The sequence below is a fragment of the Terrabacter sp. 2RAF25 genome (genome assembly GCF_052115265.1).
Lineage (GTDB): Bacteria > Actinomycetota > Actinomycetes > Actinomycetales > Dermatophilaceae > Terrabacter.
Genome location: NZ_JBFRGJ010000003.1, coordinates 404,731 through 428,633, shown reverse-complemented (window position 1 = coordinate 428,633; position 23,903 = coordinate 404,731). Strand labels below are relative to the sequence as shown.

General features: G+C 71.3%; 19 protein-coding genes. 11 read left to right on the top strand and 8 right to left on the bottom strand.

Going from position 1 to position 23,903, the window contains the following annotated elements; translation table 11 throughout:
- Positions 1 to 2,232 carry an alpha-1,4-glucan--maltose-1-phosphate maltosyltransferase gene (locus tag AB4091_RS10945; RefSeq protein ID WP_442291773.1) on the bottom strand — a complete coding sequence of 744 codons (2,232 nt, stop codon included), beginning with the start codon at positions 2,230 to 2,232 and terminating at the stop codon, positions 1 to 3.
- Positions 2,233 to 2,450: 218 nt separating this feature from the next.
- Between AB4091_RS10945 and glgP the strand changes: the two genes are divergently transcribed.
- On the top strand, positions 2,451 to 5,039 hold the full coding sequence (gene glgP, locus AB4091_RS10940; RefSeq protein ID WP_442291772.1) for an alpha-glucan family phosphorylase: 2,589 nt from the start codon (positions 2,451 to 2,453) through the stop codon (positions 5,037 to 5,039).
- A 100-nt stretch (positions 5,040 to 5,139) separates the two neighbouring features.
- On the opposite strand, the gene glgX is transcribed toward glgP, so the two are convergent.
- Positions 5,140 to 7,290 carry a glycogen debranching protein GlgX gene (glgX, locus tag AB4091_RS10935; RefSeq protein ID WP_442291771.1) on the bottom strand — a complete coding sequence of 717 codons (2,151 nt, stop codon included), beginning with the start codon at positions 7,288 to 7,290 and terminating at the stop codon, positions 5,140 to 5,142.
- Between the two features lie 118 nt (positions 7,291 to 7,408).
- Here glgX and AB4091_RS10930 point away from each other — a divergent pair, with 118 nt between their 5' ends.
- From AB4091_RS10930 to AB4091_RS10920, 3 genes are read left to right on the top strand one after another with little or no spacing between them, the layout of a single operon-like run.
- The gene (locus AB4091_RS10930) at positions 7,409 to 7,924 is read left to right on the top strand and encodes a hypothetical protein (RefSeq protein WP_442291770.1); all 516 of its coding nucleotides are present in this window, start codon (positions 7,409 to 7,411) and stop codon (positions 7,922 to 7,924) included.
- Positions 7,924 to 8,703, top strand: coding sequence for an enoyl-CoA hydratase/isomerase family protein (locus AB4091_RS10925; protein WP_442291769.1), 780 nt, complete (start codon positions 7,924 to 7,926; stop codon positions 8,701 to 8,703). Before AB4091_RS10930 ends, AB4091_RS10925 begins: the two co-directional genes overlap by 1 nt.
- On the top strand, positions 8,700 to 9,032 hold the full coding sequence (locus tag AB4091_RS10920) for a hypothetical protein (protein ID WP_442291768.1): 333 nt from the start codon (positions 8,700 to 8,702) through the stop codon (positions 9,030 to 9,032). The genes AB4091_RS10925 and AB4091_RS10920 overlap by 4 nt, the downstream gene beginning before the upstream one ends.
- A gap of 155 nt (positions 9,033 to 9,187) precedes the next feature.
- On the opposite strand, the gene AB4091_RS10915 is transcribed toward AB4091_RS10920, so the two are convergent.
- The gene (locus AB4091_RS10915) at positions 9,188 to 9,664 is read right to left on the bottom strand and encodes an SDR family oxidoreductase (protein ID WP_442291767.1); all 477 of its coding nucleotides are present in this window, start codon (positions 9,662 to 9,664) and stop codon (positions 9,188 to 9,190) included.
- Here AB4091_RS10915 and AB4091_RS10910 point away from each other — a divergent pair.
- From AB4091_RS10910 to AB4091_RS10900, 3 genes are all read left to right on the top strand, one after another.
- Positions 9,627 to 9,788: a hypothetical protein gene (locus AB4091_RS10910; protein WP_442291949.1), complete on the top strand. Its 162-nt coding sequence runs from the start codon at positions 9,627 to 9,629 to the stop codon at positions 9,786 to 9,788. The genes AB4091_RS10915 and AB4091_RS10910 overlap by 38 nt on opposite strands.
- A 196-nt stretch (positions 9,789 to 9,984) precedes the next feature.
- Complete coding sequence (locus tag AB4091_RS10905; RefSeq protein WP_442291766.1) at positions 9,985 to 10,767, top strand: electron transfer flavoprotein subunit beta/FixA family protein; 783 nt, start codon at positions 9,985 to 9,987, stop codon at positions 10,765 to 10,767.
- 59 nt (positions 10,768 to 10,826) lie between these two features.
- Complete coding sequence (locus AB4091_RS10900; protein WP_442291765.1) at positions 10,827 to 11,783, top strand: electron transfer flavoprotein subunit alpha/FixB family protein; 957 nt, start codon at positions 10,827 to 10,829, stop codon at positions 11,781 to 11,783.
- An 80-nt stretch (positions 11,784 to 11,863) separates the two neighbouring features.
- Here the strand turns inward: AB4091_RS10900 and AB4091_RS10895 are convergent, their stop codons facing one another.
- Positions 11,864 to 12,370 carry a hypothetical protein gene (locus AB4091_RS10895; RefSeq protein ID WP_442291764.1) on the bottom strand — a complete coding sequence of 169 codons (507 nt, stop codon included), beginning with the start codon at positions 12,368 to 12,370 and terminating at the stop codon, positions 11,864 to 11,866.
- A gap of 85 nt (positions 12,371 to 12,455) precedes the next feature.
- Complete coding sequence (locus tag AB4091_RS10890) at positions 12,456 to 13,958, bottom strand: S8 family serine peptidase (RefSeq protein ID WP_442291763.1); 1,503 nt, start codon at positions 13,956 to 13,958, stop codon at positions 12,456 to 12,458.
- 144 nt (positions 13,959 to 14,102) lie between these two features.
- Here AB4091_RS10890 and AB4091_RS10885 point away from each other — a divergent pair, with 144 nt between their 5' ends.
- Both AB4091_RS10885 and mnmA read left to right on the top strand, forming a co-directional pair.
- On the top strand, positions 14,103 to 15,293 hold the full coding sequence (locus tag AB4091_RS10885; protein ID WP_442291762.1) for a cysteine desulfurase family protein: 1,191 nt from the start codon (positions 14,103 to 14,105) through the stop codon (positions 15,291 to 15,293).
- Positions 15,290 to 16,396 carry a tRNA 2-thiouridine(34) synthase MnmA gene (gene mnmA, locus AB4091_RS10880; RefSeq protein ID WP_442291761.1) on the top strand — a complete coding sequence of 369 codons (1,107 nt, stop codon included), beginning with the start codon at positions 15,290 to 15,292 and terminating at the stop codon, positions 16,394 to 16,396. The genes AB4091_RS10885 and mnmA overlap by 4 nt, the downstream gene beginning before the upstream one ends.
- Before the next feature lie 16 nt (positions 16,397 to 16,412).
- Here mnmA and AB4091_RS10875 read toward each other — a convergent pair whose 3' ends face one another.
- Entirely contained in the window at positions 16,413 to 17,306 is an 894-nt protein-coding gene (locus tag AB4091_RS10875) for a GNAT family N-acetyltransferase (protein WP_442291760.1), read from the bottom strand.
- Positions 17,307 to 17,381: 75 nt separating this feature from the next.
- Between AB4091_RS10875 and AB4091_RS10870 the strand changes: the two genes are divergently transcribed.
- A complete protein-coding gene (locus AB4091_RS10870) occupies positions 17,382 to 18,362 on the top strand; it encodes a methionine synthase (protein ID WP_442291759.1) in 981 nt (326 codons plus the stop codon).
- A 112-nt stretch (positions 18,363 to 18,474) separates the two neighbouring features.
- Here the strand turns inward: AB4091_RS10870 and AB4091_RS10865 are convergent, their stop codons facing one another.
- Both AB4091_RS10865 and AB4091_RS10860 read right to left on the bottom strand, forming a co-directional pair.
- The gene (locus AB4091_RS10865) at positions 18,475 to 19,713 is read right to left on the bottom strand and encodes an Ig-like domain-containing protein (RefSeq protein ID WP_442291758.1); all 1,239 of its coding nucleotides are present in this window, start codon (positions 19,711 to 19,713) and stop codon (positions 18,475 to 18,477) included.
- Positions 19,714 to 19,915: 202 nt separating this feature from the next.
- The gene (locus AB4091_RS10860; protein WP_442291757.1) at positions 19,916 to 21,427 is read right to left on the bottom strand and encodes a long-chain-fatty-acid--CoA ligase; all 1,512 of its coding nucleotides are present in this window, start codon (positions 21,425 to 21,427) and stop codon (positions 19,916 to 19,918) included.
- Between the two features lie 136 nt (positions 21,428 to 21,563).
- Here AB4091_RS10860 and ligA point away from each other — a divergent pair, with 136 nt between their 5' ends.
- Entirely contained in the window at positions 21,564 to 23,711 is a 2,148-nt protein-coding gene (gene ligA, locus AB4091_RS10855) for an NAD-dependent DNA ligase LigA (RefSeq protein ID WP_442291756.1), read from the top strand.
- Positions 23,712 to 23,903 lie beyond the last annotated feature (192 nt).

The window sequence follows — 23,903 nt, the reverse complement described above, 5'->3', positions numbered from 1 at the left end:
TCAGTGGCTCCTCACGTGGATGATGTGGACGGGCTCGGAGTCGGGCCCCAGGCGCACGAAGTTGTCCTGACGCCACTCCCAGGTCTGGTTGGTGATGTGGTCGTGCGCGTCGAAGCTCGACCATGTCGCCATACCCAGCGCCTCCATGTCGAGGTGCACCCACGTCTCACGGGTCGCGTGCGGGTCGAGGTTGGCGATGACGAGCACTGTGTCGCGCTCGCCAGTGGCGCGGTCGACGATGCGCGACTTGCTGAAGACGAGGACGTTCTCGTCGTCGGCGGCGTGGAAGCGCAGGTTGCGCAGCCACCGGAGGGCTGGGTGCCATTCGCGAATGTCGTTGAGCCGCTTGAGATACCACGTCAGCGAACGGCTCTCGAGCGGGCCGCCGGGCTCGTAGAGGTACCACTGACGGTCCTTGTACTCGTACTTCTCGTTGTCGATCTGCTCCTCGGCGCCGGGCCGGGCGACGTGCTCCATCAGCTCGTAGCCGGCGTAGATGCCGTAGGTCGGCGACATCGTCGCGGCGACGGCCGCCCGGAGCTTCCACGCCGTGGGGCCGCCGTACTGCATGTAGGGCGTGAGGATGTCGTGCGTCGTCGGCCAGAAGGCCGGGCGCATGTATGCCGCCCCGCTCGTCTCGCCGGCGAGCTCGCGGCCGTACTCCTCGAGCTCCCACTTCGCGTTGCGCCACGCGTAGTAGGTGTAGCTCTGCTGGAAGCCGGCCTTGGCGAGCTGGTGCATCATGGCCGGCTTGGTGAACGCCTCCGACAGCCAGATCGTGTCGGGGTGGTCCTTGGCGACGTCGGCGATCAGCCACTGCCAGAAGGCGACCGGCTTGGTGTGCGGGTTGTCGACGCGGAAGATGCGGACTCCGTGGTCGAGCCACACCTGGATGACGCGACGCACCTCGGCGTAGGCGTCCGCCGGGTCGTTGTCGAAGTTGAGCGGGTAGATGTCCTGGTACTTCTTGGGCGGGTTCTCGGCGTACGCGATGGTGCCGTCGGCCCGCGTCGTGAACAGGTGGGGGTGGGTCTGCACCCACGGGTGGTCGGGGGAGGCCTGCAGCGCGATGTCGAGCGCGACCTCCATGCCGACCCGCTGCGCCTCGGCGACGAACGCGTCGAAGTCGTCGAAGGTGCCCAGGTCGGGGTGGATGGCGTCGTGCCCGCCGTCGGGCGAGCCGATGGCGTAGGGGGACCCGGGGTCGCCGGGCTGCGCGGTCAGGCTGTTGTTGCGTCCCTTGCGCGCCGTCGTGCCGATGGGGTGGATCGGGGTCAGGTAGACCACGTCGAAGCCCATCTCGGCGATCGCCGGCAGGCGCTTGGCCGCCGAGCGGAAGGTGCCGGAGACCCACTCGCCCGTCTTCTCGTCGCGGTGCGCGCCCTCCGACCGCGGGAAGATCTCGTACCACGCGCCGTAGAGGGCGCGCTCACGCTCGACGAGCAGTGAGTAGGCGGGAGAGGGCGACAGGAACTCGCGCAGCGGCACGAGCGAGTGCAGGCCGGTGATCTCGGGGGACGTCGCGGCGCCGAACCGGTGGGCTGCGGGTGCCCTGTTGTCGCCGAGCGCGACGATGCCCTTGTCGATCTCGGCGGCGTCGAGGCCGAGTCCACGCACGGCGGCAGCGAAACGCTCGAGCACGCGTACGCCCTCGGCGCACATGAGGTCCTCGTCGACGCCCGCAGCGATCTTGATGCCGGCGTCGTGGACCCACGTCGCGTACGGGTCGGACCAGCCCTCGACGCGGAAGGTCCACCAGCCCTCGCGGTCGGCGACGACGGTCGTGGACCACTCGGAGAGCCCGGGGTTGTCGCTGTGCATCGCGAAGTAGTGTTCGCCGCCGTCGGGGTCGGTGAGCACCGCGGTCGCGTTGACGGCGTCGTGCCCCTCACGGAACACCTTGGCGCGCACCGTGAACTCCTCGCCCACGACCGACTTCGCCGGGCGGGTGCCACCGTCGACGAGCGGGCGCACGTCGCTGACCGGGATGCGGCCGATCGGGAGCGCACCTCCGGGCATGCCCTCGACGGTCGGCGGGATGCTCACCGGGTGCTCGGGGGCGAGGTGGACCGCGCCGGCCTCCGTGTCGTCGACGAACGCCTCGTCGGCGCTCGGGGTCGCGTCGACGCGCTTCACCGGTGCGGACGCGTCGAGGGAGGCCGCCGTCGCGGACGCCTGGGCCGGCGCGTCGAGAGAGGCGGCCGTCGCGGGTTCGGGCGGAGGCGTCGACATCGCTGGTGTCGCTGGTGTCGCGGGTGTCGCGGGTTGGGCGGTGGTGCGCGCGGGGGTTGGCTTGCTGGAACGGGACTTCTTCGCTGAGCCAGTCACGAGATCGACCGTATCGAAGTTGGGGCGTCAGGCCCATGACGCACCGCGGGTCCGTCCGTTGGGTGAAACGCGGCTGCAAGTGTTGCAAGAACCCGTCACGACGCCCCCTATGCTGTCCCCTTGTGAAGGCCATCCGTCGCTTCAGCGTCCGCACCGTCCTGCCGAGCCGCATCGAGGGTCTCGGCGTCCTCGCGAGCAACCTCCGCTGGTCGTGGCACCCGCCGACCCGTGACCTGTTCGAGAGCATCAGTCCGCGCAAGTGGGCCGAGGCGGGTGAGGACCCGGTCAAGCTGCTCTCGCGCCTGTCGGCCGACGAGCTGGCCGCGCTGGCCGCCGACGACGATTTCGTCAACAGCGTGGTGACGGCCAACGAGGACCTGCACCACTACCTCACCGACGAGCGCTGGTACCAGTCGTGGAGCCGCGAACAGGAGAGCGCCGGCAAGGCCGCCCCCGCCGCGATCGCCTACTTCAGCCCCGAGTTCGGCATCACCGCGGTGCTGCCGCAGTACTCCGGCGGCCTGGGCATCCTCGCCGGCGACCACCTGAAGTCCGCCTCCGACCTCGGTGTGCCGATCGTCGGCGTCGGCCTCTTCTACAAGACCGGCTACTTCAAGCAGTCGCTCAACCGCGATGGCTGGCAGGTCGAGACCTATCCCGTCCTCGACCCCGACGGCCTGCCGCTGGCGCTGCTCCGCGAGGACGACGGCACGCCCGCCGTCGTCACCATCGACCTCCCGGCCGGTCGCGTCCTCAACGCCCACGTGTGGAAGGCGCAGGTCGGACGAGTTCCGCTGCTGCTGCTCGACTCCGACGTGCCGGGCAACGACGAGCAGACGCGCAAGGTCACCGAGTCGCTCTACGGCGGCGGCGGTGACACGCGCCTCGAGCAGGAGCTGCTGCTCGGCATCGGTGGCGTGCGCGCCCTGCGCCTCTGGTCGCGCCTGTCCGGTGCGCCGACGCCGGAGGTCTACCACACCAACGAGGGCCACGCCGGCTTCCTCGGCGTCGAGCGCATCACCGAGCTGGTGCGCGACCACGGCCTCACCTTCGACGAGGCGCTCGAGACCGTGCGCGCGGCGACCGTGTTCACGACGCACACGCCGGTCCCCGCCGGGATCGACCGGTTCGACGCGGCGAAGATCAACCTCTTCTTCGGCGGCTCCAACGCCATCGAGGGCGTGCCGGTCGAGCGCCTGCTCACCCTCGGCGCCGAGGACTACGAGGGCGGCCAGCCCGGCATCTTCAACATGGCCGTCATGGGCCTGCGGCTCGCGCAGCGCGCCAACGGTGTCTCCCAGCTGCACGGGGTCGTCAGCCGCGGCATGTTCGACGGGCTGTGGCCGGGCTTCGACGACGTCGAGGTGCCGATCTCCAGCATCACCAACGGAGTCCACGCCCCGACGTGGGTCGACCGCGTGGTCTACGACGTCGCCCGCAAGCATCTCGGCACGGCCGACATCGCCGGCACCGACGCCTGGGGCCGCATCGACGAAGTGCCCGCCGACGCCGTCTGGTCGGCGAAGCGCGAGATGCGCGAGAAGCTCGTCGCCGACGCCCGCCGCCGCGTCCGCTCGTCGTGGCAGAAGCGCGGGGCGACGGACGCCGAGCTCGGCTGGGTCGACGACGTGCTCGACCCCGACGTGCTGACGATCGGCTTCGCCCGCCGCGTGCCGACCTACAAGCGCCTCACGCTCATGCTGCGCGACCCGGCCCGCCTCAAGGCGCTGCTGCTCCACCCGGAGCGGCCGGTCCAGCTCGTCATCGCCGGCAAGTCGCACCCGGCCGACGAGACCGGCAAGCGCCTCATCCAGGAGATGGTCCGGTTCGCCGACGACCCCGAGGTGCGCCACCGCATCGTCTTCCTGCCGAACTACGACATCGCGATGGCCCAGCACCTCTACCCGGGCTGCGACGTCTGGCTCAACAACCCGTTGCGCCCGTTCGAGGCGTGCGGCACCTCGGGCATGAAGGCCGCCCTCAACGGCGGCCTCAACCTCTCCATCCTCGACGGCTGGTGGGACGAGTGGTTCGACGGCCGCAACGGCTGGGCGATCCCGACGGCCGACGGTGTCGAGGACGCGGAGCGTCGTGACGACATCGAGGCTGCCGCGCTCTACGACCTCATCGAGAACGACGTCGCCGCGAAGTTCTACGACCGCGACGCCGCCGGGCTTCCGCAGGGGTGGATCGCGATGATGACCCACACCCTCAAGACCCTCGGCCCGAAGGTGCTCGCGAGCCGCATGGTGCAGGACTACACCGGTCAGCTCTACAGCCCGGCCGCCGGAGCAGGCCGTTCGGTCGTCGCCTCCGAGTTCGCCGGTGCCAAGGACCTCGCCGCCTTCAAGGCGAAGATCCGCGCGTCGTGGCCAAAGGTCAAGGTCGAGCACGTCGAGCCCTCGGGCCTGTCGGACTCCCCGCAGATCGGCGACGTCCTCGACCTGCGCGCCTACGTCGCGCTCGACGGCCTGACGCCCGACGACGTCGACGTGCAGCTGGTCCACGGCCACGTCAACGACGTCGACGAGCTCTGGGGCATGGAGGTCGCCCCGCTCCAGCTGGTCGAGTCCTACGACGACGGTCGCCACCAGTTCGCCGGCTCGCAGCCGCTACGTCGCACCGGGTCGTTCGGCTACAGCGTCCGAGTCGTGCCGAAGCACCCGGGGCTCGCCAGCGCCGCCGAGCTGGGCCTCGCGCGCAACGCCTGACGGCGCCGCCCGCGTCGGGCAGTCTCCAGCATCGAGGAGCCCGGACCCGTGTGGGTCCGGGCTCCCGGCGTATGCCGCCGGGTGCAGAGACGCCGGTGGGTCAGGACGGCGCGACCGAGCACCACACGCGCATCGAGGCGGCGTCCATGGTGACGGCGGTGCGTGCCAGCACGGGCTCGCCCGGCGCGGCCGGCCGGTCGTCGGAGCTGTCCCAGAGCAGCTGGTATGCCGTCACGCCGGGGGCGTCAGGCAGGGTCACCTCGGTCTTGCGCGCCGACCCGTTCACGGCGATCAGCACCGACTGCTGCGAGAACCAGGCGCCGTTGTAGAGGGCTTGGAGCACGTCGACCGCGGGACCATCCCAGCGATGGCCCATGATCTCCCCGTCGGCCGCGAACCAGGCCAGGTCGGTCGAGCCACCCTCGTGGGTCGGCCTGCCGGAGAAGAACTCCCGCTGGCGCAGCACCGGGTGGTCACGCCGGAGCCGCACGAGGTGACGGGTCGTCTCGAGCAGGTCGTCCTGCCAGGGCTCGAGGTCCCAGCTCATCCAGCTGATCTCGTTGTCCTGGGAGTACGGGTTGTTGTTGCCGCGCTGGCTGCGGCCCAGCTCGTCGCCGGCGTTGAGCATCGGGACACCGGTCGAGAGCAGCAGCGTGCCGAGGAGATTGCGGATCGAGCGACGCCGCGCCGCGATGACGTCGGGGTCGTCGGTGCGGCCCTCGACGCCGTGGTTCCACGACCGGTTGTCGTTGGAGCCGTCGGTGCCCCCGTGGCCGTTCGCGCCGTTGTGCTTCGTGTCGTAGGCCGTGAGGTCGGCCAGGGTGAAGCCGTCGTGCGCCGTGACGAAGTTGACCGACGCGATGGTGCCTCGGTCATGGCTGTCGAAGAGGTCCTGCGAGCCGGCCAGCCGGGTGGCGAGCTCGCGCACGCCGTGGCCGACGCCACCCGAGGCCGAGGCGGCGAGGTCTCGCAGCCAGAAGGTGCGGGCCGTGTCGCGATAGCGGTCGTTCCACTCGGAGAACGGTGGCGGGAACTGTCCGGTGCGCCAGCCGTGGATGCCGAGGTCCCAGGGCTCCGCGACGAGCTTGGCGCGCGAGAGCACGGGGTCGGTGCGCAGGGCCACGAGGAACGGGTGGTCGCGGTCGTAGCCGTCGTCCTTGCCCCGGCCGAGCGCGACGGCGAGGTCGAAGCGGAAGCCGTCGACGTGGCACTCCTGCACCCAGTAGCGCAGGGAGTCGAGCACCATGCGCGCCACGACCGGGTGAGTGAGGTCGAGGGTGTTGCCGCAGCCGGTGACGTCGATGTCGCGCCCGCGTGCGTCGACGCGGTAGTACGCGCGCTGGTCGAGGCCGCGCCACGACAGCGTCATGCCCTCGCGGGAGTTCTCGGCGGTGTGGTTGTAGACGACGTCGAGCAGCACCTCGATGCCGGCCGCGTGGAGGATCTTGACCATGCCCTTGAACTCGTCGAGGACCCCCTGCGGGTCGGTCGCCGCGGCGTAGGGCGCGTGCGGGGCGAAGAACCCGAGGGTGTTGTAGCCCCAGTGGTTGCTCAGGCCGCGCAGGACGAGGTCGGGCTCGTGGGTGAACGTGTGCACGGGAAGCAGCTCGACGGCGGTGACTCCCAGCCCGAGCAGGTGGTCGACGAACGCGGGGTGGGCCAGGCCGGCATACGTTCCCCTGAGCTCGTCGGGGACGCCGGGGTGGAGCATGGTGGCATTCTTGACGTGGACCTCGTAGATGAGCGACTCGGTCATCGACCGACGCGGGAAATCATCTGTGCCCCAGTCGAACTCGTCTTCGACGATGACGCAGCGCGGCACGTGGGGTGCCGAGTCGCGGTCGTCGCGCACCCAGAGGTCGCCCCGCAGGTCGGGACCGACCCGGTGCCCGTAGACGGCCGGGTCGAGACCGACCTCCCCCTCGATGGCTCGCGCGTAGGGGTCGAGCAGCAGCTTGGCGGGGTTGTGCAGCAGCGACTGGTCCGGGTTCCACTCACCGTCCACGCGGAAGGCGTAGCGCTGGCCGGCCCCGACGCCGGGCACGGTGTCGAACCACGTTCCGTGGGCGCGGTGCCGCAGCGGCACCCGCCGCTCGGTCGCCCGTCCGTCGGGCCCGTCCGGCCCGTCGAAGAGGCACACCTCCACCGAGCGGGCGTGGCCGGCGTACACCGAGAACTGGGCGCCCTCGTCTGTGAGGCGCGCCCCGAGCTCCGGCGGGAGATCGGGCGTCGCGGCGGGGGACGGGCGCATGCGTCTGAGCGTAGGGGGCCGGAGGAAGTGGGGCAGACGCGACGCCCCGCCCGCCCAGGCGGGGTGTCGACGTCCGGGCCGGATCGACCTCGCCGCGACGTCTCGTTACGGTTGGCGCATGACCGATCCGACTTCGCTGCCCAACTTCATGCCGAGCGCCCCCGACGCCGGGCCCGACGGCGGCCCGCAGGCCCCCACCAGCGACGCCCCCGTGCGCGACCGCATCCTCGAGGTGCTGAAGGGTCTCGGCATCGAGGCGTCCATCGACGGTGACGGTGACCTCGAGTTCGCCATCGTCGACGACGAGGGCGCCAGCACGACGCTTTTCGCCCGAGTGGCCGAGGGTGACCTCGCGCTGGTCCGCTTCTTCGGCCAGTGGCAGCTCGCCGAGCCCGTCTCGCCCGACCGCAACGAGCGCATCGCCCGCTGCAACGACCTCACGATGCAGCTCAACATCGTCAAGCTCTCGCTCGTGCAGGAGAGCCTCGTCGTCTCCGCGGAGCACGTCATCACGCCGAACGCCGACCTCGAGATCCTCGTGCCGCTCTCGGTGAACCACATCCTCCAGAGCGTCGGCTTCTTCTTCCAGTCCTGGCTGCCCGTCGACGACGCGCCCGCCGGCCCGACCGCCTGATGGGCGAGTTCGTCCGGCTCGAGGTCGAGGACGGAGTCGGCACGATCCGCCTCGACCGGCCGAAGATGAACGCGCTCAACGTCCAGGTCCAGGAGGAGATCCGCGAGGCCGCCGCCGAGGCGACGTCGCGCACCGACGTCAAGGCCGTCATCGTCTACGGCGGCGAGCGCGTCTTCGCCGCAGGTGCCGACATCAAGGAGATGCAGACGATGTCGTACACCGACATGGTCGAGCGCTCAGCCCCGCTCATGAGCTCGATCACGTCGGTGGCGCGCATCCCGAAGCCGGTCATCGCGGCCATCACGGGCTATGCCCTCGGGGGCGGCTGCGAGCTCGCCCTCGCCTGCGACTTCCGCCTCGTCGCCGACGACGCCAAGCTCGGCCAGCCCGAGATCCTGCTGGGCATCATCCCGGGGGCCGGCGGCACGCAGCGCCTCTCGCGTCTCGTCGGCGCCTCGCGCGCCAAGGAGATCATCTTCAGCGGCCGCTTCGTCGACGCCCAGGAGGCGCTCGCGATCGGGCTCGCCGACAAGGTGGTCCCCGCGGCCGACGTCTACACGGCCGCCCGCGAGTGGGCCGGCTCGTTCGTCGGAGCCGCCTCGTATGCCGTCCGCGCCGCCAAGGAGGCCATCGACCGCGGTCTCGAGGTCGATCTCGAGAGCGGTCTCGAGATCGAGCGGATGCTCTTCGCCTCACTGTTCGCCACGAAGGACCGCGAGATCGGCATGAGCTCGTTCGTCGAGCACGGTCCGGGCAAGGCGCAGTTCGAGGGTCGATGACACCACCGCTGGACGTCCTCGTGTTCTACTCGCCCGTCGAGTCGACCGAGGGCGTCCTCGCGGCGGTGCACGCCGCCGGCGCCGGTGCGATCGGCGACTACCGCGAGTGCGCGTTCGTGGCCCGCGGCACCGGACAGTTCCGCCCGCTGGCCGGGGCCACGCCGTCCATCGGCTCGGTCGGCGACCTCGAGCGGCTCGCCGAGGACCGCGTCGAGGTGGTGCTCGACCGGTCGTTGCGCGGCGCTGTCGTGGCGGCCCTGCGCGCCGCGCACCCGTACGAGGAGCCCGCCTTCCACGTCATCGAGACGGCTTTCGTCGACCCCGCCTGACCGCGCACCCGAGGTGCGCCGTGGCGCAGTTCCGGAGCGGGGGGTCGGCGTAGGCGTGCACGAAAGTGCGCCGTGGCGCGGTTCTGGTGCGGGGGTCGGCGGACGCGTGCCCGAAAGTGCGCCGTGGCGCGGTTCTGGTGCGGGGGCGCCGCGGGTCAGGACGTGTGGAACCCCCCGCTGCTGTGCAGCAGCTGGGCGTTGACCCAGCTGCCGGCGTCCGAGAAGAGGAACCGGACGAGGTCGGCGGTGTCGCGGCCCGTGCCGAGACGACCCGCCGGGGTGGCCGCGACCCCCGTCGCCCGGATGTCGTCGGTCATCCAGCCCGTGTCGATCGGTCCCGGGTTGACCACGTTGGCCCGCACGCCGCGATCGGCGAGCTCGACCGCCGACGCGATGACGATGCGGTCGAGGGCGCCCTTGCTCGCGGCGTAGGGCAGGTTGTTCGCCGTGTGGTCGCTCGTGAGCGCGACGATGCGTGCCACCGGCGGTGCCGGGGCCTCGAGCACCGGCAGGCGCCCGGCCACGGCCCGGATGAGCAGCCACGCCGCGCGGGCGTTGACATCGAAGTGCCGCTGCCACGACTCGAGGGAGGTCGTGAGCACCGAGCTGCCCACCGACTCGCAGTGCGACATGACCAGCCCGGTGACCGGTCCGAGCCGGTCCGTCGCGGCGGCCGACGCCCGTGACGAGCGCCACGCGACGCGGTCCGTGTGCGTCGGCTCGGTCGAAGGGCGCGCGGGCGGTGACGTCGTGTGACATGCCGGACATCCTCCGGGCCGGACGCGCGCCGGACAACCGCATGGTCCGGCGCGGTGGACGGCTGGTGGTGAGCGTCACGCCTGCGGCGTGCGGACTGTGCGGGGGCTCGGTGAGAGGATGGCTGGCAGTGCCGGAGCGACCTCCGGCAGCTCCATGAGCACCACCATCCGCAAACGGAAGAGGACGTTCACCCATGAACATCGTCGTCTGTGTCAAGTACGTGCCGGACGCCCAGGCCGAGCGCACGTTCAACGCATCTGACAACACGACCGACCGCGAGAACGTCGACGGCCTGCTGTCCGAGCTCGACGAGTACGCGGTCGAGGAGGCCCTGAAGATCGTCGAGGCCGGCGAGGGCGAGGTCACGGTCCTGACCGTCGGTCCCGACCAGGCTGCCGACGCCATCAAGAAGGCGCTGCAGATGGGCGCCGACAAGGGTGTCCACGTCAACGACGCAGCGATCCACGGCTCCGACGCCGTCGCGACCTCGCTCGTGCTCGCCGAGGCGATCAAGAAGCTCGGTGACGTCGACCTCGTCATCACCGGCATGGCCAGCACCGACGGCACGATGGGGGTCGTCCCGACGATGCTCGCCGAGCGCCTCGGCCTGCCGGCGGTGACCTTCGCGTCGGAGCTGACCGTCGACGGTGGCAGCGCCACCATCCGCCGTGACGGTGACGCCTCGACCCAGACGATCACGGCCACGCTGCCGGCGCTGGTGTCGGTGACCGACCAGATCAACGAGCCGCGCTACCCCTCGTTCAAGGGGATCATGGCCGCGAAGAAGAAGCCGGTCGAGCAGTGGGCCCTGGCCGATCTCGGCGTCGACGCCGGTCAGGTGGGCCTCGACGCCGCCTGGACGAAGGTCGCCTCGTTCGACGCCCGCCCGCCGCGCACGCAGGGCGAGATCGTCACCGACGAGGGTGACGGTGGCAGCAAGCTCGCCGCCTTCCTGTCCGAGCGCAAGTTCGTCTGAGCTGCCGCGCTCCGCTGACCCGTCACTGACTTTCCCAGCCAGCAAAGGAGATCCACACCATGGCTGAAGTACTCGTGCTCGTCGACCACGTCGAGGGCAAGGTCCGCAAGACCACCGCCGAGCTGCTGACGATCGCCCGCCGCCTCGGCGAGCCGTCGGCCGTGTTCGTCGGTGCCGGCTTCGACGCCGCGAAGGAGTCGCTCGCCCGCTTCGGCGCCGAGAAGGTCTACCGCGTCGAGTCGCCCGAGGTGCTCGAGCACCTCGTGGTGCCGCAGGCCGAGCTGCTCGCGCAGCTCGTCGCCTCGACGTCCCCGGCCGCCGTGCTCGTGCCGGCATCGCCGGAGGGCAAGGAGATCGCCGCCCGCCTCGCCGTCAAGACGGAGTCGGGCCTGATCACCGACGCCGTCGACGTCCAGGCTGCCGACGGTGGCGTGGCCACGACCCAGTCGGTCTTCGCCGGCTCCTACACGGTCGCCGCCACGGTCACGAAGGGCACGCCCATCGTCGCCGTCAAGCCGAACTCGGCCACCCCCGAGGAGGTCGCGGGTGCGGCTGCCGACGAGGTCGTCGACTTCACCCCGTCCGACGCAGCCAAGGGCGCGAAGATCACCGAGTCCAAGCCGAAGCAGGCCACCGGGCGTCCCGAGCTCACCGAGGCGGCCATCGTCGTCTCCGGTGGTCGTGGCACCGGCGGTGACTTCTCGAAGGTCGAGGACTTCGCCGACAGCCTCGGCGCCGCCGTGGGCGCGAGCCGCGCGGCTGTCGACGCCGGCTGGTACCCGCACACCAGCCAGGTCGGCCAGACCGGCAAGCAGGTCAGCCCGCAGCTCTACGTCGCGTGCGGCATCTCCGGCGCGATCCAGCACCGGGCCGGCATGCAGACCTCCAAGACGATCGTGGCCGTCAACAAGGACAACGAGGCCCCGATCTTCGAGCTCGTCGACTTCGGCGTCGTGGGCGACCTGTTCAACGTGCTGCCCCAGGCCACCGAGGCGATCAAGGCCACGAAGGACTGAGCGCCGGCCCACGCACGTGACTGCGGCCCCCGACCACGAAGTCGGGGGCCTCAGTCGTGCGTTCGGGGGCGGAGCGAAATTCAGGCCGGGTCGAGGTCCGGGTCGACATGAGAGTCGACCGGCGACTCGGCGCCGAGGTCGTTGCGCCCGACGCGTGCCCAGCTCTCGAGCCGCTGCCGGTTGAGGACGTATGCCGCCCTGCCGGTGCCGAGCGTCCACCAGGCGCCCCGGAGGGCCTCCGACGGCAGGCGCACCGGGCGTCCACCGCCGCGGTTCCACTCGAGTCGGCCTCCCGCCGAGACGCGCCGGACGTCGCGGCGTGCGGCCGTGGTCGAGGCCAGGGTGTTGTGCACCCGCAGGCTGGTCGGCCCGAGCTCGATGCGGGCCGACCACGCGCGCCAGCCGAGGGCGAGCGCGAGGGCGAGGCAGACGGCATACACGGCTGCACTGGGGACGCCGGGCAGGAGGTGCAGCACCAGCCGTGCCACGAAGTAGCCGATGACCGGCGAGGCGAGGGCCGAGACGGCCCGATGCGCGGCAGGGGCGCGCAGGCGGCTGCGCCCGGTGCCCACGTGCGCGTCACCCATGGGGCCGATCATAGGTCGATCGGCCCCATGGGTGGGGTCTCGCGGGTCAGACGTGCGTCAGGTCCTCAGCCGGGCCGCCCGTCGCTCAGCGGACGGCTGCCGCGGCCGCCACGACGTCGACGAGGCCGTGGCCCTTGTCGAACGACGTCGTGCCGTTGCCGCCCGGGTCGCTGACGTAGGCGGCGCCGTCGGCGTACTTGTACGCGGTCGCCTTGATGGCGGCCTCCACCTGGGCCGGGGTGGCGTTCGGGTTCGCCTGGAACAGCTGCGCGACGATGCCCGAGATGTGCGGTGTGGCCATCGAGGTGCCGCTGATCGTGTTGTAGTCGCCGTTGTTGCGCGGGTCGCCGCCGGTCGTGCAGATCGGCAGGTAGATGCGGCACGAGCTCGTGATGCCTTCACCCGGCGCCGAGATGTCGGGGTAGGTGGCGAACTGGCCGGAGCGGCCTCGCGAGCTGAAGTCGCTGACGGTGCCGTTGCGGGTGCCGGTGTCCTGGTCGTTGTAGGACGCGACGGAGATGATGCCGCCGGTCGGGTCCTGGCCGGGCGGGTTCGACAAGTTGGCCGACCCGTCGCCGCCGTCGTTGCCGTTGGCCCAGACGCTGACGACGCCCTCCTTGACGAGCTCGCGCTGGAGCTTGACGGTCGCCGAGCTGGGGTCGAACTCGCCACCGCCGGTGGGACCGTAGGAGTTGCTCGTGACCTTGATGGGCGGGCAGGTGCTGGCCGGGACGCCGGCGCCGCACGGTGCAGCGTGGTTCTCGAGCACCCAGTTGAGGGCGGAGTCCGCGCCCACGATGAACAGGACGGCGCCGGTGCCGAGGCTCACGATGCTCGCGCCGGGGGCCGCACCGTGCATCTTCGTGCCGTCGGAGAGGGTCACGTCACGACCGGCGACGATGCCCGAGACGTGCATGCCATGGCCGCCCGCCGCGAGCAGGTCGGTGTTGAGGCTGCCGGCGTCGACGGGCTGGCAGGGGAGCAGCTCGAGCGGGTCGCAGACCATCTTGAGGTTCTTCACGACGGCCGACGTGCCGTCGGCGTTCTGGAGGAACGGGTGTGTCGGGTCGACGCCGGAGTCGATGACGGCGACGCTGACGCCTGAACCGTCGAGGGCCTTGCCGTTGGCGCCCGTGAGCGTGGCCCGGGCCTCGGAGCCGCGCGTCGCCGTGTTGGAGGTCGAGAGGAACATGTCGATGGGGGCATTGCCCTCGACGTAGCTGACGCCGGCCCGCGAACGCACCGCGTCGATCTGCCGGGGGAGGCCCGCAGCGACGACGACGCCGATCTTGTCGAAGCTCTCGCGCACCACGAGGCCGGATGCCGTCGCGGCCTGGCGTGCGGTGGCGACGTCGCTGGCGTGGACCAGGACCGTCGTCGGGGCGACCGCGGACAGCGTCGTCCAGTGCGCCGAGAGCCATGGCGAGAGGGGTGCCTTGGCCGAGGCCGGGCCGAGCAGGCCGAGGCCGGCGGCGGGCCCGGACTGGGGAGCGGGGGACGCCGCTGCGACGGTGCCCGAGGCCAGTGCGGCGGCCGCCGCCAGGGTCACGGCTCCGAGACGGAGACGACGAGATGGGGTGGAGCGCATGAGTTGCCTCTCTGCAGGGCCGCCCTGCTGCAGTGGAGGACGGCGACGTGCAGGGCCAACGAGGCGGAGCGCGCGGAGGTTACGCGCCGGTAGTGGTCTCGCCGGCCGGTCAGGGGATCGGCGAGGCCGTCCTAGAATCGATGGGTGACTGCCTACCTCGACCATGCGGCGACCACGCCGATGCTGCCCGCCGCCATCACGGCGATGACCCAGCAGCTCGGCATCGTGGGCAACGCGTCGTCGCTGCACCGCACCGGTCGGGCGGCCCGCCGCGCCGTCGAGGAGTCCCGCGAGAAGATCGCCCGCTGCCTGGGCGCGCGTCCGTCGGAGATCGTCTTCACGTCCGGTGGCACCGAGTCCGACAACCTCGCTGTCAAGGGCACCTTCTGGGCCCGACGCGACCGTGACCCGGCGCGGGTGCGGCTGCTCGTCGGGGTCACCGAGCACCATGCGGTGCTCGACTGCGTCGACTTCCTCGTCGCGCACGAAGGAGCGAAGGTCACCTGGCTCGAGTGCACCGCGGAGGGCGTCGTCGAGCCGTCCACGGTGCGTGCGGCCATCGAGGCCGACCCGGCGTCGGTCGCGCTCGTGTCGGTCATGTGGGCCAACAACGAGGTCGGCACGGTGCAGGACGTCCGGGCCATCGCCGAGGTCGCGCACGAGTTCGGCATCCCGTTCCACACCGATGCGGTCCAGGCCGTCGGGCACCTGCCCGTCGACTTCGCCGCCAGCGGTGCCGATCTCATGTCGGTGACCGCCCACAAGCTGGGCGGCCCGATCGGCGTGGGTGCCCTGGTCGTCAGGCGCGACGCCACACTCGTGCCGCTCAGCCACGGCGGCGGCCAGGAGCGCCAGGTCCGCTCCGGCACGCTCGACACCCCGGCCGTCGTCGGCTTCGCGACCGCACTGGTCGAGGCCACTGCCGCCATCGAGTCCGAGTCGGCCCGGCTCGTCGCCCTGCGCGACGACCTCATCCAGCGCGCCATGGCGCTCTCACCCGACATCCGCCCGACCGGCGCCTGGACCCCGGGTGACAGCACGTCGCGTCTACCCGGCAACGCACACCTGCTCGTGCCGGGCTGTGACGGCGACTCCCTGCTCTACCTGCTCGACGCGGCCGGCGTCTCGTGCTCGACCGGCTCGGCCTGCCAGGCCGGCGTGCCCCAGCCGAGCCACGTCCTGCTGGCCATGGGTGTGCCCGAGACCGACGCCCGAGGCGCCCTGCGGGTGACCCTGGGCCACACGTCCGGCCAGGCCGACGTCGACGCCTTCGTCGAGGCGCTGCCCGCCGCCATCGAGCGTGCGCGTCGCGCCAGGGAGGCGACGGCGTCGTGAGGGTCGTCGCAGCGATGAGCGGCGGCGTCGACTCGGCCGTCGCCGCCGCCCGGATGCTCGACGCCGGGCACGAGGTCGTCGGGGTGCACCTCGCGCTGTCCCAGAGCGCCGCGACCCTGCGAGAGTCGGCGCGCGGCTGCTGCACCATCGAGGACGCCGGCGACGCTCGCCGGGTCGCCGACGTGCTTGGCATCCCGTTCTACGTGTGGGACATGGCGGCGCGCTTCAAGCGCGACGTCGTCGACGACTTCAGGACCGAGTACGCCGCGGGCCGCACCCCCAACCCGTGCCTGCGGTGCAACGAGAAGATCAAGTTCGCCGCCCTGCTCGACAAGGCGGTCGCCTTGGGTTTCGACGCGGTCGCGACCGGTCACTACGCCCAGGTCGTGGAGGCACGCGAGCCCGATGGCGCCGTGCGCCGGGAGCTGCATCGGGCCGTCGACCCCGCCAAGGACCAGAGCTACGTGCTCGGCGTGCTCGACGCCGACCAGCTCGCCCGCTCGTTCTTCCCGCTCGGCGACACGACGAAGCCACAGATCCGCCGTGAGGCGGCCGAGCGGGGGTTCTACGTCGCGGCCAAGCCCGACAGCCACGACATCTGCTTCATCGCCGACGGCGACACCCGCGGCTGGCTGGGCCGCGAGCTCGGAGCGGCCCCGGGCGACATCGTCGACACCGAGGGTGCCGTCGTCGGAAGCCACGACGGTGCGTTCGCCTACACCGTCGGTCAGCGTCGGGGCCTCGGGCTGTCCAGGCCGGCGCCCGACGGGCAGCCCCGCTACGTCGTCGAGGTGCGCCCCGACACCAACCAGGTGGTCGTCGGCACGGCCGACCTGCTCGGCGTCAACGCGCTGACCGCCGACCACGCTCGCTGGTGCGGCCCGGCGCCCGAGGGCGTCGTCTCCGTGGGTGCGCAGGTGCGCGCGCACGGCGCGGAGTACGCCGCACGGGCGTGGGCCGAGGGCGAGAGGGTCCACGTGCGGCTCGACGAGCGCGTCCGCGGTGTCGCCCCGGGGCAGTCGGTCGTCCTCTACGACCGCACGCGGGTCGTGGGCTCGGCGACGATCGCGGCCGCGAGTCTCGAGCGCACGCCCGTCGCCTGAGCTCGACCACGCCTCGTCACTCGAGGGACCGCGTCCAGGTGACGGTGCGGGCCGTCGGTCGGAAGCCGAGCGACCGGTAGAGGCGCTGCGGGCCGGGGTAGTCGTCGTCTCCACGGGGGCTGACCTGTGCGTGCGACCCACCGACCGCACGGAGGTGGAGCAGTGCGGCGACGGTCACGGCGCCCGCGAGGCCACGACCGCGGTGCTCGGGCACGCAGCCGACCGGCTCGACGAGCCCGACCCCAGTCGCCTCGTCGAGCCAGACGATCACGGACGCCACCATGCGGCCCTGGTCGTCGACGGCCACCCAGTCGAGGTCGTGCCGGTAGGGCCACGCGGTCATCAGCTGTCGGTAGGCGCCCTCGTCGACCTTCGACGGTCCGAAGTCCGACCATGCCGCCGCGTGCACGGCGGCGCGCTCGCGGGCCTCGTGCGGCTCGACGTGCCGGAAGCGGTAGCCGTCCACGGGACCAACGGAGGTGAGGTCGGCGAGGGCCAGGGTGTGGTGCGTGAACCACGGGACATCGGGCTGAGCCACGAAACCCGCTGCGGCCAGGGCCGGTTCGGCGACGTCGTGCTCCATGACGAGTGCCGACTGGGTGTCTGCGTCGCTGATCTCCTCGAACCACTCGACGAGCTCCTCGGCGACGTCGGGCCGGTCGGGTGCCACCTGCAGCTCCAGCCAGTCGGGCGCCTCGGCCCAGCCGAACCCCACGACCTGCCCCTCGTCGGCCCAGACGGCGATGGACTCGCCCTCGTCGAGCAGGTCGGGGTCGACCGGACGGTAGTAGCGGCTCCACGCCAGCTGGCCGGGGTGGAAGCGGCTCGTGGGGGACCACTGCCGCGACGCCATGGCCTGCATGGCCCGCAGGTCGTCGGGTCCGGCGAAGTCACGACGTGCGGTCGGCATCGCGCCAGCGTAGACGGGACCCGGCGCGGCCCGCCCACTGCGAGCGTTCTCGCCGCTGGCCCCTAGGCTGGCGCGGTGACCTTGGCAACCGGCATCGGCTCCTGGCCCGGAACCTCCGTGCGTGACGCGCTCGCGCAGGTGCGCGAGATCCTCGACGGGCACCTGCCCTACCTGCCCGAGCTGCCGGCCCGCGGCCCCGGAGCCGACATGATCGGCCGCACGGCGGGTCTGCTCGTCGAGATGCCGGTCGACCTCCAGCCGGTGGGTTGGCGGCTCGTCGACCGCCCGGGGCGTGACGCGACGCGCACCGCAGCCCTGCTGCGCGAGGACCTGGACGAGCTCGCCGAGGCCTTCGACGGCCACAACGGCCGCCTCAAGCTGCAGGTCGTCGGGCCGTGGACGCTCGCCGCGAACGTCTGGCTCAGCAGGGGTGAGCGGATGGTCGTCGACGAGGGCGCGAGCCGCGACCTGGTCGAGTCGCTCGCCGAGGGCATCCGCGAGCACGTGCGCGCCGTGCGGCGGCTCGTGCCCGACGCCGAGATCGTGCTCCAGGTCGACGAGCCGTCGCTTCCGACCATCCTCGCCGGCAGGTTGCCGACCTCGTCGGGCTTCGGCCGGCTGCCGAGTCTCGACCCGCAGGTGGCCGCGGCCGGGCTGAAGACCGTGCTGGCCGCGCACGACGGCGAGACGGTCCTGCACTGCTGCGCCGCGGAGCCGCCGCTGCCCCTGCTGCGCGCGGCAGGCCCGTCGGCGCTCTCGGTGGACACCTCGCTGCTGCGACCGCGGGGGTGGGAGGGAGTCGCCGTGGCGGTCGAGGACGGCATACGGCTGCACGCGGGAGCGATCCCGACAGACGGCAGCGTCACCCGGCCGCAGGCGCTCGCCGACCGCTTCGTCGACGCGTGGCGACAGATCGGGATGCCGCTGGCTTCCCTCGTCGACGTCGTGGTGACCCCCGCCTGCGGGCTGGCAGGCGCGGCGCCCGACCTCGCCCGCACGATCCAGCGTGCCGCCGTCGAAACCGCCCGAGAGCTGGACGAGCGCAGCGTCGCCTGAGCGCGCACTGCGACGTCACGGCACCATCGCTCGGCAGACGGTGCAGACGGCGAAGGCCGGTCACCTCGAGGGTGACCGGCCTTCGCCGACTGCAGTGTGCCGGGAGGCGAGCTCAGAGAGCCGAGCCCGAGGTCCACTTGGACCAACTGAGGTTCCAGTCGGCGTAGCCGTTGCCCATCGTCATCGGGCGGGGCGTGCCCACCGTCTCGACGACGTCGCCGATGCGGGTCTGGCCGTAGAGCCACGCGCCGTTGGCGTCGCTCATGCCGGTGCAGCCGTGGCTGACGTTGCGGTGGCCCTGGTCGGCGACCGACCACGGGGCCGTGTGGAGGAACTCACCGGAGTTCGTGACGCGCATGGCGAACTTGACGGGGGTGTCGGGGTAGTAGCCGGTGTCACCCTTCTTGAGGCCGATGGTCTCGGCACGCATCGTGATGTTGGTGACCTTGTCCATGATCACCTTGACGCCGGAGCGGGTGACGAAGCCGGGACGGCCGCCCGTGACGGGGATGCGCCTCGCGAGCTTGCCGTTGATGATGACGTCCATCTGGTGCGTCTGGAGGTTGACCTTGGCGATGACGGAGCGGCCGATCGTGAAGTCGGACGTGCGCGACTGCTCACCCCAACGGCCGCCGCCGGCGGAGACGCCGTTGAGCGTCGCCTCGACGTGGACCTTGGTGCCGGGCTGCCAGTACGCCTTGGGCCGCCAGTGGGCCTCCTGGGACGACAGCCAGTACCAGGAGCCGGCCTGGGCGGGCGAGGAGGTGACCTTCATGTGCTTCTCGAAGTTCGCCTTGTCCTTGACCGGAAGGTCGAAGCGCATGACGACCGGCATGCCGATGCCGACTGTGCCGCCGTCGCGCGGCGACACCGAGGTGTAGACCTGGTCGTCGAGCGTCAGGTTGGCGGTACGGAAGGTACGGGTGGTCTCGTCGGTGCCGCCGTCGGAGTTCTCGGCCTCGAGGGCCAGGGTGTACTTGACGCCGGGCTCGAGCAGGTCGCCGGCGGTCCACGTGCCGTCCTTGAGCGCGCCGTCGACCGTGACGCGGTTGCCCTTCTTGCTCATGTAGGACAGCGTCGCCTTCTTGAGGGTGCCCTGCTGCGCGGACACCGTGACGCGGGTGTCGACCGGGACGTCTGCCGCGTCGGCCGCGGGGGTGGTCGTGTAGACCACCGGGTCCGTGGTGGGCGTGGGCGTGGACGTGGTCGTCTCGGAGCTTCCGGATGCGGTCGACGACGAGCTCGCGGGCTTGCCGTTCTCGGCCGTGGCGGTTGCGTTGCAGGCGGTCACGCCCAGCATGGCCAAGACGGCCATCCCCGAGACTGCGGCGGTACGGATGCTCGACTTCACGCTTTGTAAACCCTTCACGGACGCGACGCCGGGCGCTCCAGGGCGGAGCGTGGTGCGTCGCGTCGATAGACCCTGCTCCAGTGTCACCGATGGCGACCCGATACTCCAAAACGAACGGCGCGTCCAAACTCCCGCGTGTCGCGCCACGCAGGGCGCGCCCGACTCACAACCCGCAGGTATGCCTTCGGCCGGGGGCGAGGGTTCAGGACGCGTCGACCGGGCGCACCTCGCGACGCAGGATCTTGCCGGTCGGGCCCTTGGGCAGCTCGTCGAGCGTCCACAGACGGCGGGGGTACTTGTACGCCGCCAGCCGCTCCTTGACGTACGCCTGGACGTCGTCGAGCGTCGCGCTCGAGCCCGGCCGGAAGACGACGGCCGCGCCGACCTCCTCGCCCATGAGGTCGTCGGGCACGCCGACGACCGCCGCCTCGAGCACGTCGGGGTGGGTGTAGAGCACCTCCTCGACCTCGCGGGGGTACACGTTGAGGCCGCCGCGGATGATCATGTCCTTCTTGCGGTCGACGATCGTGAAGTAGCCCTCGTCGTCGACGGTCGCGAGGTCGCCGGAGCGGAACCAGCCGTCGGGGATCGCCTCCTGGGTGGCCTCGGGTCGGTTCCAGTAGCCCTTCATGATGTTCTCGCCACGGATCGCGATCTCGCCGATCTCGCCTGCGGGGGTGTCGTTGCCCTCGATGTCGACGAGCTTCATCTCGCAGCCGGGGATGGCACGGCCGATGGTGCCGGGCTTGGTCGGCTTGTCGGGCATGTTGAAGGAGGCCACCGGCGAGGTCTCGGAGAGTCCGTAGCCCTCGAGGATCTGGCAGCCGAACTTCGCCTCGAACGCCTTCATGACCGCCTCGGGCATGGCCGAGCCGCCGGACGCGCAGGTGCGCAGGCTGCTCGTGTCGGCCTGGTCGGCGTTCGGGTGGTTGAGGATCGCGGCATACATGGTCGGCACGCCCTGGAAGATCGTCACGTGGTCGCGGCCCAGCACCTCGATGGCCTTCGCGGGGTCGAACCGGGGGATGAGCGTCAGGGTGGCGCCGCGCTGGACCGAGGTGTTGAGCCCGCAGGTGAGCCCGAAGACGTGGAAGAGGGGCAGGCAGCCCATGATCACGTCGTCCTCGGTGATCTGCATGATGTCGCTCGCCGACCGCTCCGCATTGCGGTGCAGGTTGAAGTGCGTGAGCTCGGCACCCTTGGGCTTGCCCGTCGTGCCGCTCGTGTAGAGGATCACGGCCGTGTCGTCGCCGGCGCGGTCGACCGGCTCCGTCACCGGCTCGGCCGCCGTCTCGGATGCGTCGAACTGGCCGTCGGCCGGGCCCATCGGACCGCAGACGACGAGGCGGGTGCCGGTCTCGGCAGCGGCCTTGCCGGCCTCCTCGGCGAAGTCGGGCCACACGAAGCTGAACCTGGCGCCGCTGTCCTCGTAGAAGTACTGGATCTCGCCGGACTTGAGGAGCGGGTTCATCGGCACGACGACGCCGCCGGCCAGCAGGGTGCCGTAGAAGGTGACGGGGTATGCCGGCACGTTGGGCAGGATGAGCGACACGCGGTCGCCCGGCTCGAGTCCCGCTGCGCGGAGCTGACCTGCCACCGCCGCGGCCGCCCGGTGGAGGGCCGACCAGCTGACCTCGGCCTGGTCGAGCTTGATCCCGACCTTGTCGGGGACGCGCCCGGCTGTCGCGACGAGGTTGGCGGCGAGGTTGGTCATCTCTTCTCCTTCGCAGGGGGTGGGCGCGGGCTCGGGTTCATTGTTACTGCTCGGTCGCGTCGTGAACAGACCTTCCTCACGACGTGCCGAGGCTCACGGTCCGGGCTGCGTCGGGGGTGGCTGGCAGGATGGGCGCGTGAGCGAGACCAGCGGCCCAACGCCCGTCACCGACGACGTCCCGACCGAGGTCCACCAGGAGTGGGCCGAGCTCGCCGAGCAGGCTGCGGCGGCCCAGTTCGCCTACCACGTCAAGGATTCGCCGACGATCAGCGACGGCGAGTACGACGGGCTCATCCGGCGGCTCAACGCGATCGAGGACGAGCACCCGTCGCTGCGCACCCCGGAGAGCCCGACGCAGAACGTCGGAGGTGCGTCGTTCGCGACGGGCTTCGAGACCGTCGACCACGTCGAGCGGATGCTGAGCCTCGACAACGCGTTCTCCTTCGAGGAGCTGCAGACCTGGGCCGAGCGGGTCGAGCGCGAGGTCGGCACTGGTGCGCACTTCCTCACCGAGCTGAAGATCGACGGGCTGGCGATCAACCTGCTCTACGAGAAGGGTCGCCTCGTGCGGGCCCTCACGCGTGGAGACGGGCGCACCGGCGAGGACGTCACCAACAACGTCCGCACCATCGACGGCATCCCCGAGCGGCTCTCCGGTGACGACGTGCCCGACCTCGTCGAGATCCGTGGCGAGGTGTTCTTCCCGACCGCGGCGTTCGCCGACCTCAACGCCGGCCTCGTCGAGGCGGGCAAGGCGCCGTTTGCCAACCCGCGCAACGCGGCCGCGGGCTCGCTGCGGCAGAAGGACCCCAAGGTCACCGCCACCCGGCGGCTGCGCATGCTCGTGCACGGCATCGGCGCCCGCCGCGGGTTCGACATCGAGCGCCAGAGCGAGGCCTACGACCGGCTCCGCGGCTGGGGGCTTCCGACGTCCGACGAGGTGCGGGTCCTCGACGACATCGCGGCCGTGCAGGAGTTCGTCACCTACCACGGCGAGCACCGGCACGACCGGGCACACGAGATCGACGGCATCGTCGTCAAGGTCGACGAGGTGCCTCTGCAGCGCCAGCTCGGCGCGACCTCGCGCGCGCCCCGGTGGGCCATCGCGTTCAAGTACCCACCCGAAGAGGTCAACACGAAGCTGCTCGACATCCGGGTGAACGTCGGGCGCACCGGCCGCGTCACGCCCTACGGCGTCATGCAGCCCGTGGTCGTGGCTGGTTCGACGGTCGAGCAGGCGACCCTGCACAACGCGTACGAGGTCGAGCGCAAGGGCGTGCTCATCGGCGACACCGTCGTGCTGCGCAAGGCCGGTGACGTCGTCCCCGAGATCGTCGGGCCCGTCGTCGACCTGCGCGACGGCAGCGAGCGTGCCTTTGTCATGCCGACCGAGTGCCCTGCGTGCGGCACGACCCTCGCCCCCGAGAAGGAGGGTGACAAGGACATCCGCTGTCCCAACACGCGGTCGTGCCCGAGCCAGCTGCGCGAGCGCGTCTTCGCCCTCGCCTCCCGCAGTGGCCTCGACATCGAGGCCCTCGGGTGGGAGGGCTCGAACGCCCTGCTCGACTCCGGCATCATCACCGACGAGGGCGACCTCTTCGCGCCGGCCGCCGACGGCCCGCACGCCGGCGACCACGGCATCACCCGCGAGACGCTGGCGCAGGTCCCGCTCTACACACGTGCGGCCAAGAAGACCGACCCCGACGACCGCGTCGTCGACGGGAGGGTGCTCTCCGCCGGCGGCGAGAAGCTGCTGGCCGAGCTGGAGAAGGCGAAGACCCAGCCGCTCTGGCGGGTTCTCGTGGCGTTGTCGATCCGGCACGTCGGGCCCACTGCGGCAAGGGCGCTCGCGACCCACTTCCGGTCCTTGGACGCCATCCGCGCGGCGTCGACCGAGGAGCTCGCGCAGGCCGAGGGCGTCGGCGGCGTCATCGCCGAGGCCGTCACCGCGTGGTTCGAGGTCGACTGGCACCAGCAGATCGTGCGCAAGTGGGCCGACGCCGGCGTGCGCATGGCCGACGAGGTCGACGCATCCGTCGAGCGCACCCTCGAGGGGCGCACGGTGGTGGTCACCGGGTCGCTCGAGGGCTTCTCGCGCGACGAGACCAAGGAGGCGATCATCAGCCGGGGTGGCAAGGCGTCGGGCTCGGTGTCGAAGAAGACCGACTTCGTCGTCATCGGCGCCAACGCAGGGTCCAAGGCAGCGAAGGCCGAGGAGCTCGGCCTCAACATCCTCGACGAGGACGGCTTCCGCCGGCTCCTCGAGACCGGTTCACCGGACTGACCCTCGCCGCCCGGGACGTGCTTGCCACGTGATGCAGCAGACAGCCCGTGAAGTGGCAAGGACGAGCGGGGCCGAACTCGTGGTGCCTACGCTCGAGAGGCCAGAACCTCGTGCAACCAGGGAAGTGCCGCAATGTCTGCATCCATCCTCCGCCGTTTCGTGGCGATAGTCGCCAGTGCAGCTTGTGCCGCC

What these genes read in the sequence shown, in the direction of transcription:
- glgX (WP_442291771.1), bottom strand. Translation starts at nt 7,290, where the DNA reads ATGCGCCCGTCCCCCGCCGCGACGCCCGATCTCCCGCCGGAGCTCGGG.
- AB4091_RS10915 (WP_442291767.1), bottom strand. Translation starts at nt 9,664, where the DNA reads ATGTCGCACTGCGAGTCGGTGGGCAGCTCGGTGCTCACGACCTCCCTC.
- AB4091_RS10930 (WP_442291770.1), top strand. Translation starts at nt 7,409, where the DNA reads ATGACCGATCCGACTTCGCTGCCCAACTTCATGCCGAGCGCCCCCGAC.
- AB4091_RS10945 (WP_442291773.1), bottom strand. Translation starts at nt 2,232, where the DNA reads ATGTCGACGCCTCCGCCCGAACCCGCGACGGCCGCCTCTCTCGACGCG.
- AB4091_RS10920 (WP_442291768.1), top strand. Translation starts at nt 8,700, where the DNA reads ATGACACCACCGCTGGACGTCCTCGTGTTCTACTCGCCCGTCGAGTCG.
- AB4091_RS10900 (WP_442291765.1), top strand. Translation starts at nt 10,827, where the DNA reads ATGGCTGAAGTACTCGTGCTCGTCGACCACGTCGAGGGCAAGGTCCGC.
- AB4091_RS10905 (WP_442291766.1), top strand. Translation starts at nt 9,985, where the DNA reads ATGAACATCGTCGTCTGTGTCAAGTACGTGCCGGACGCCCAGGCCGAG.
- AB4091_RS10895 (WP_442291764.1), bottom strand. Translation starts at nt 12,370, where the DNA reads ATGGGTGACGCGCACGTGGGCACCGGGCGCAGCCGCCTGCGCGCCCCT.
- AB4091_RS10875 (WP_442291760.1), bottom strand. Translation starts at nt 17,306, where the DNA reads ATGCCGACCGCACGTCGTGACTTCGCCGGACCCGACGACCTGCGGGCC.
- AB4091_RS10890 (WP_442291763.1), bottom strand. Translation starts at nt 13,958, where the DNA reads ATGCGCTCCACCCCATCTCGTCGTCTCCGTCTCGGAGCCGTGACCCTG.
- AB4091_RS10860 (WP_442291757.1), bottom strand. Translation starts at nt 21,427, where the DNA reads ATGACCAACCTCGCCGCCAACCTCGTCGCGACAGCCGGGCGCGTCCCC.
- AB4091_RS10925 (WP_442291769.1), top strand. Translation starts at nt 7,924, where the DNA reads ATGGGCGAGTTCGTCCGGCTCGAGGTCGAGGACGGAGTCGGCACGATC.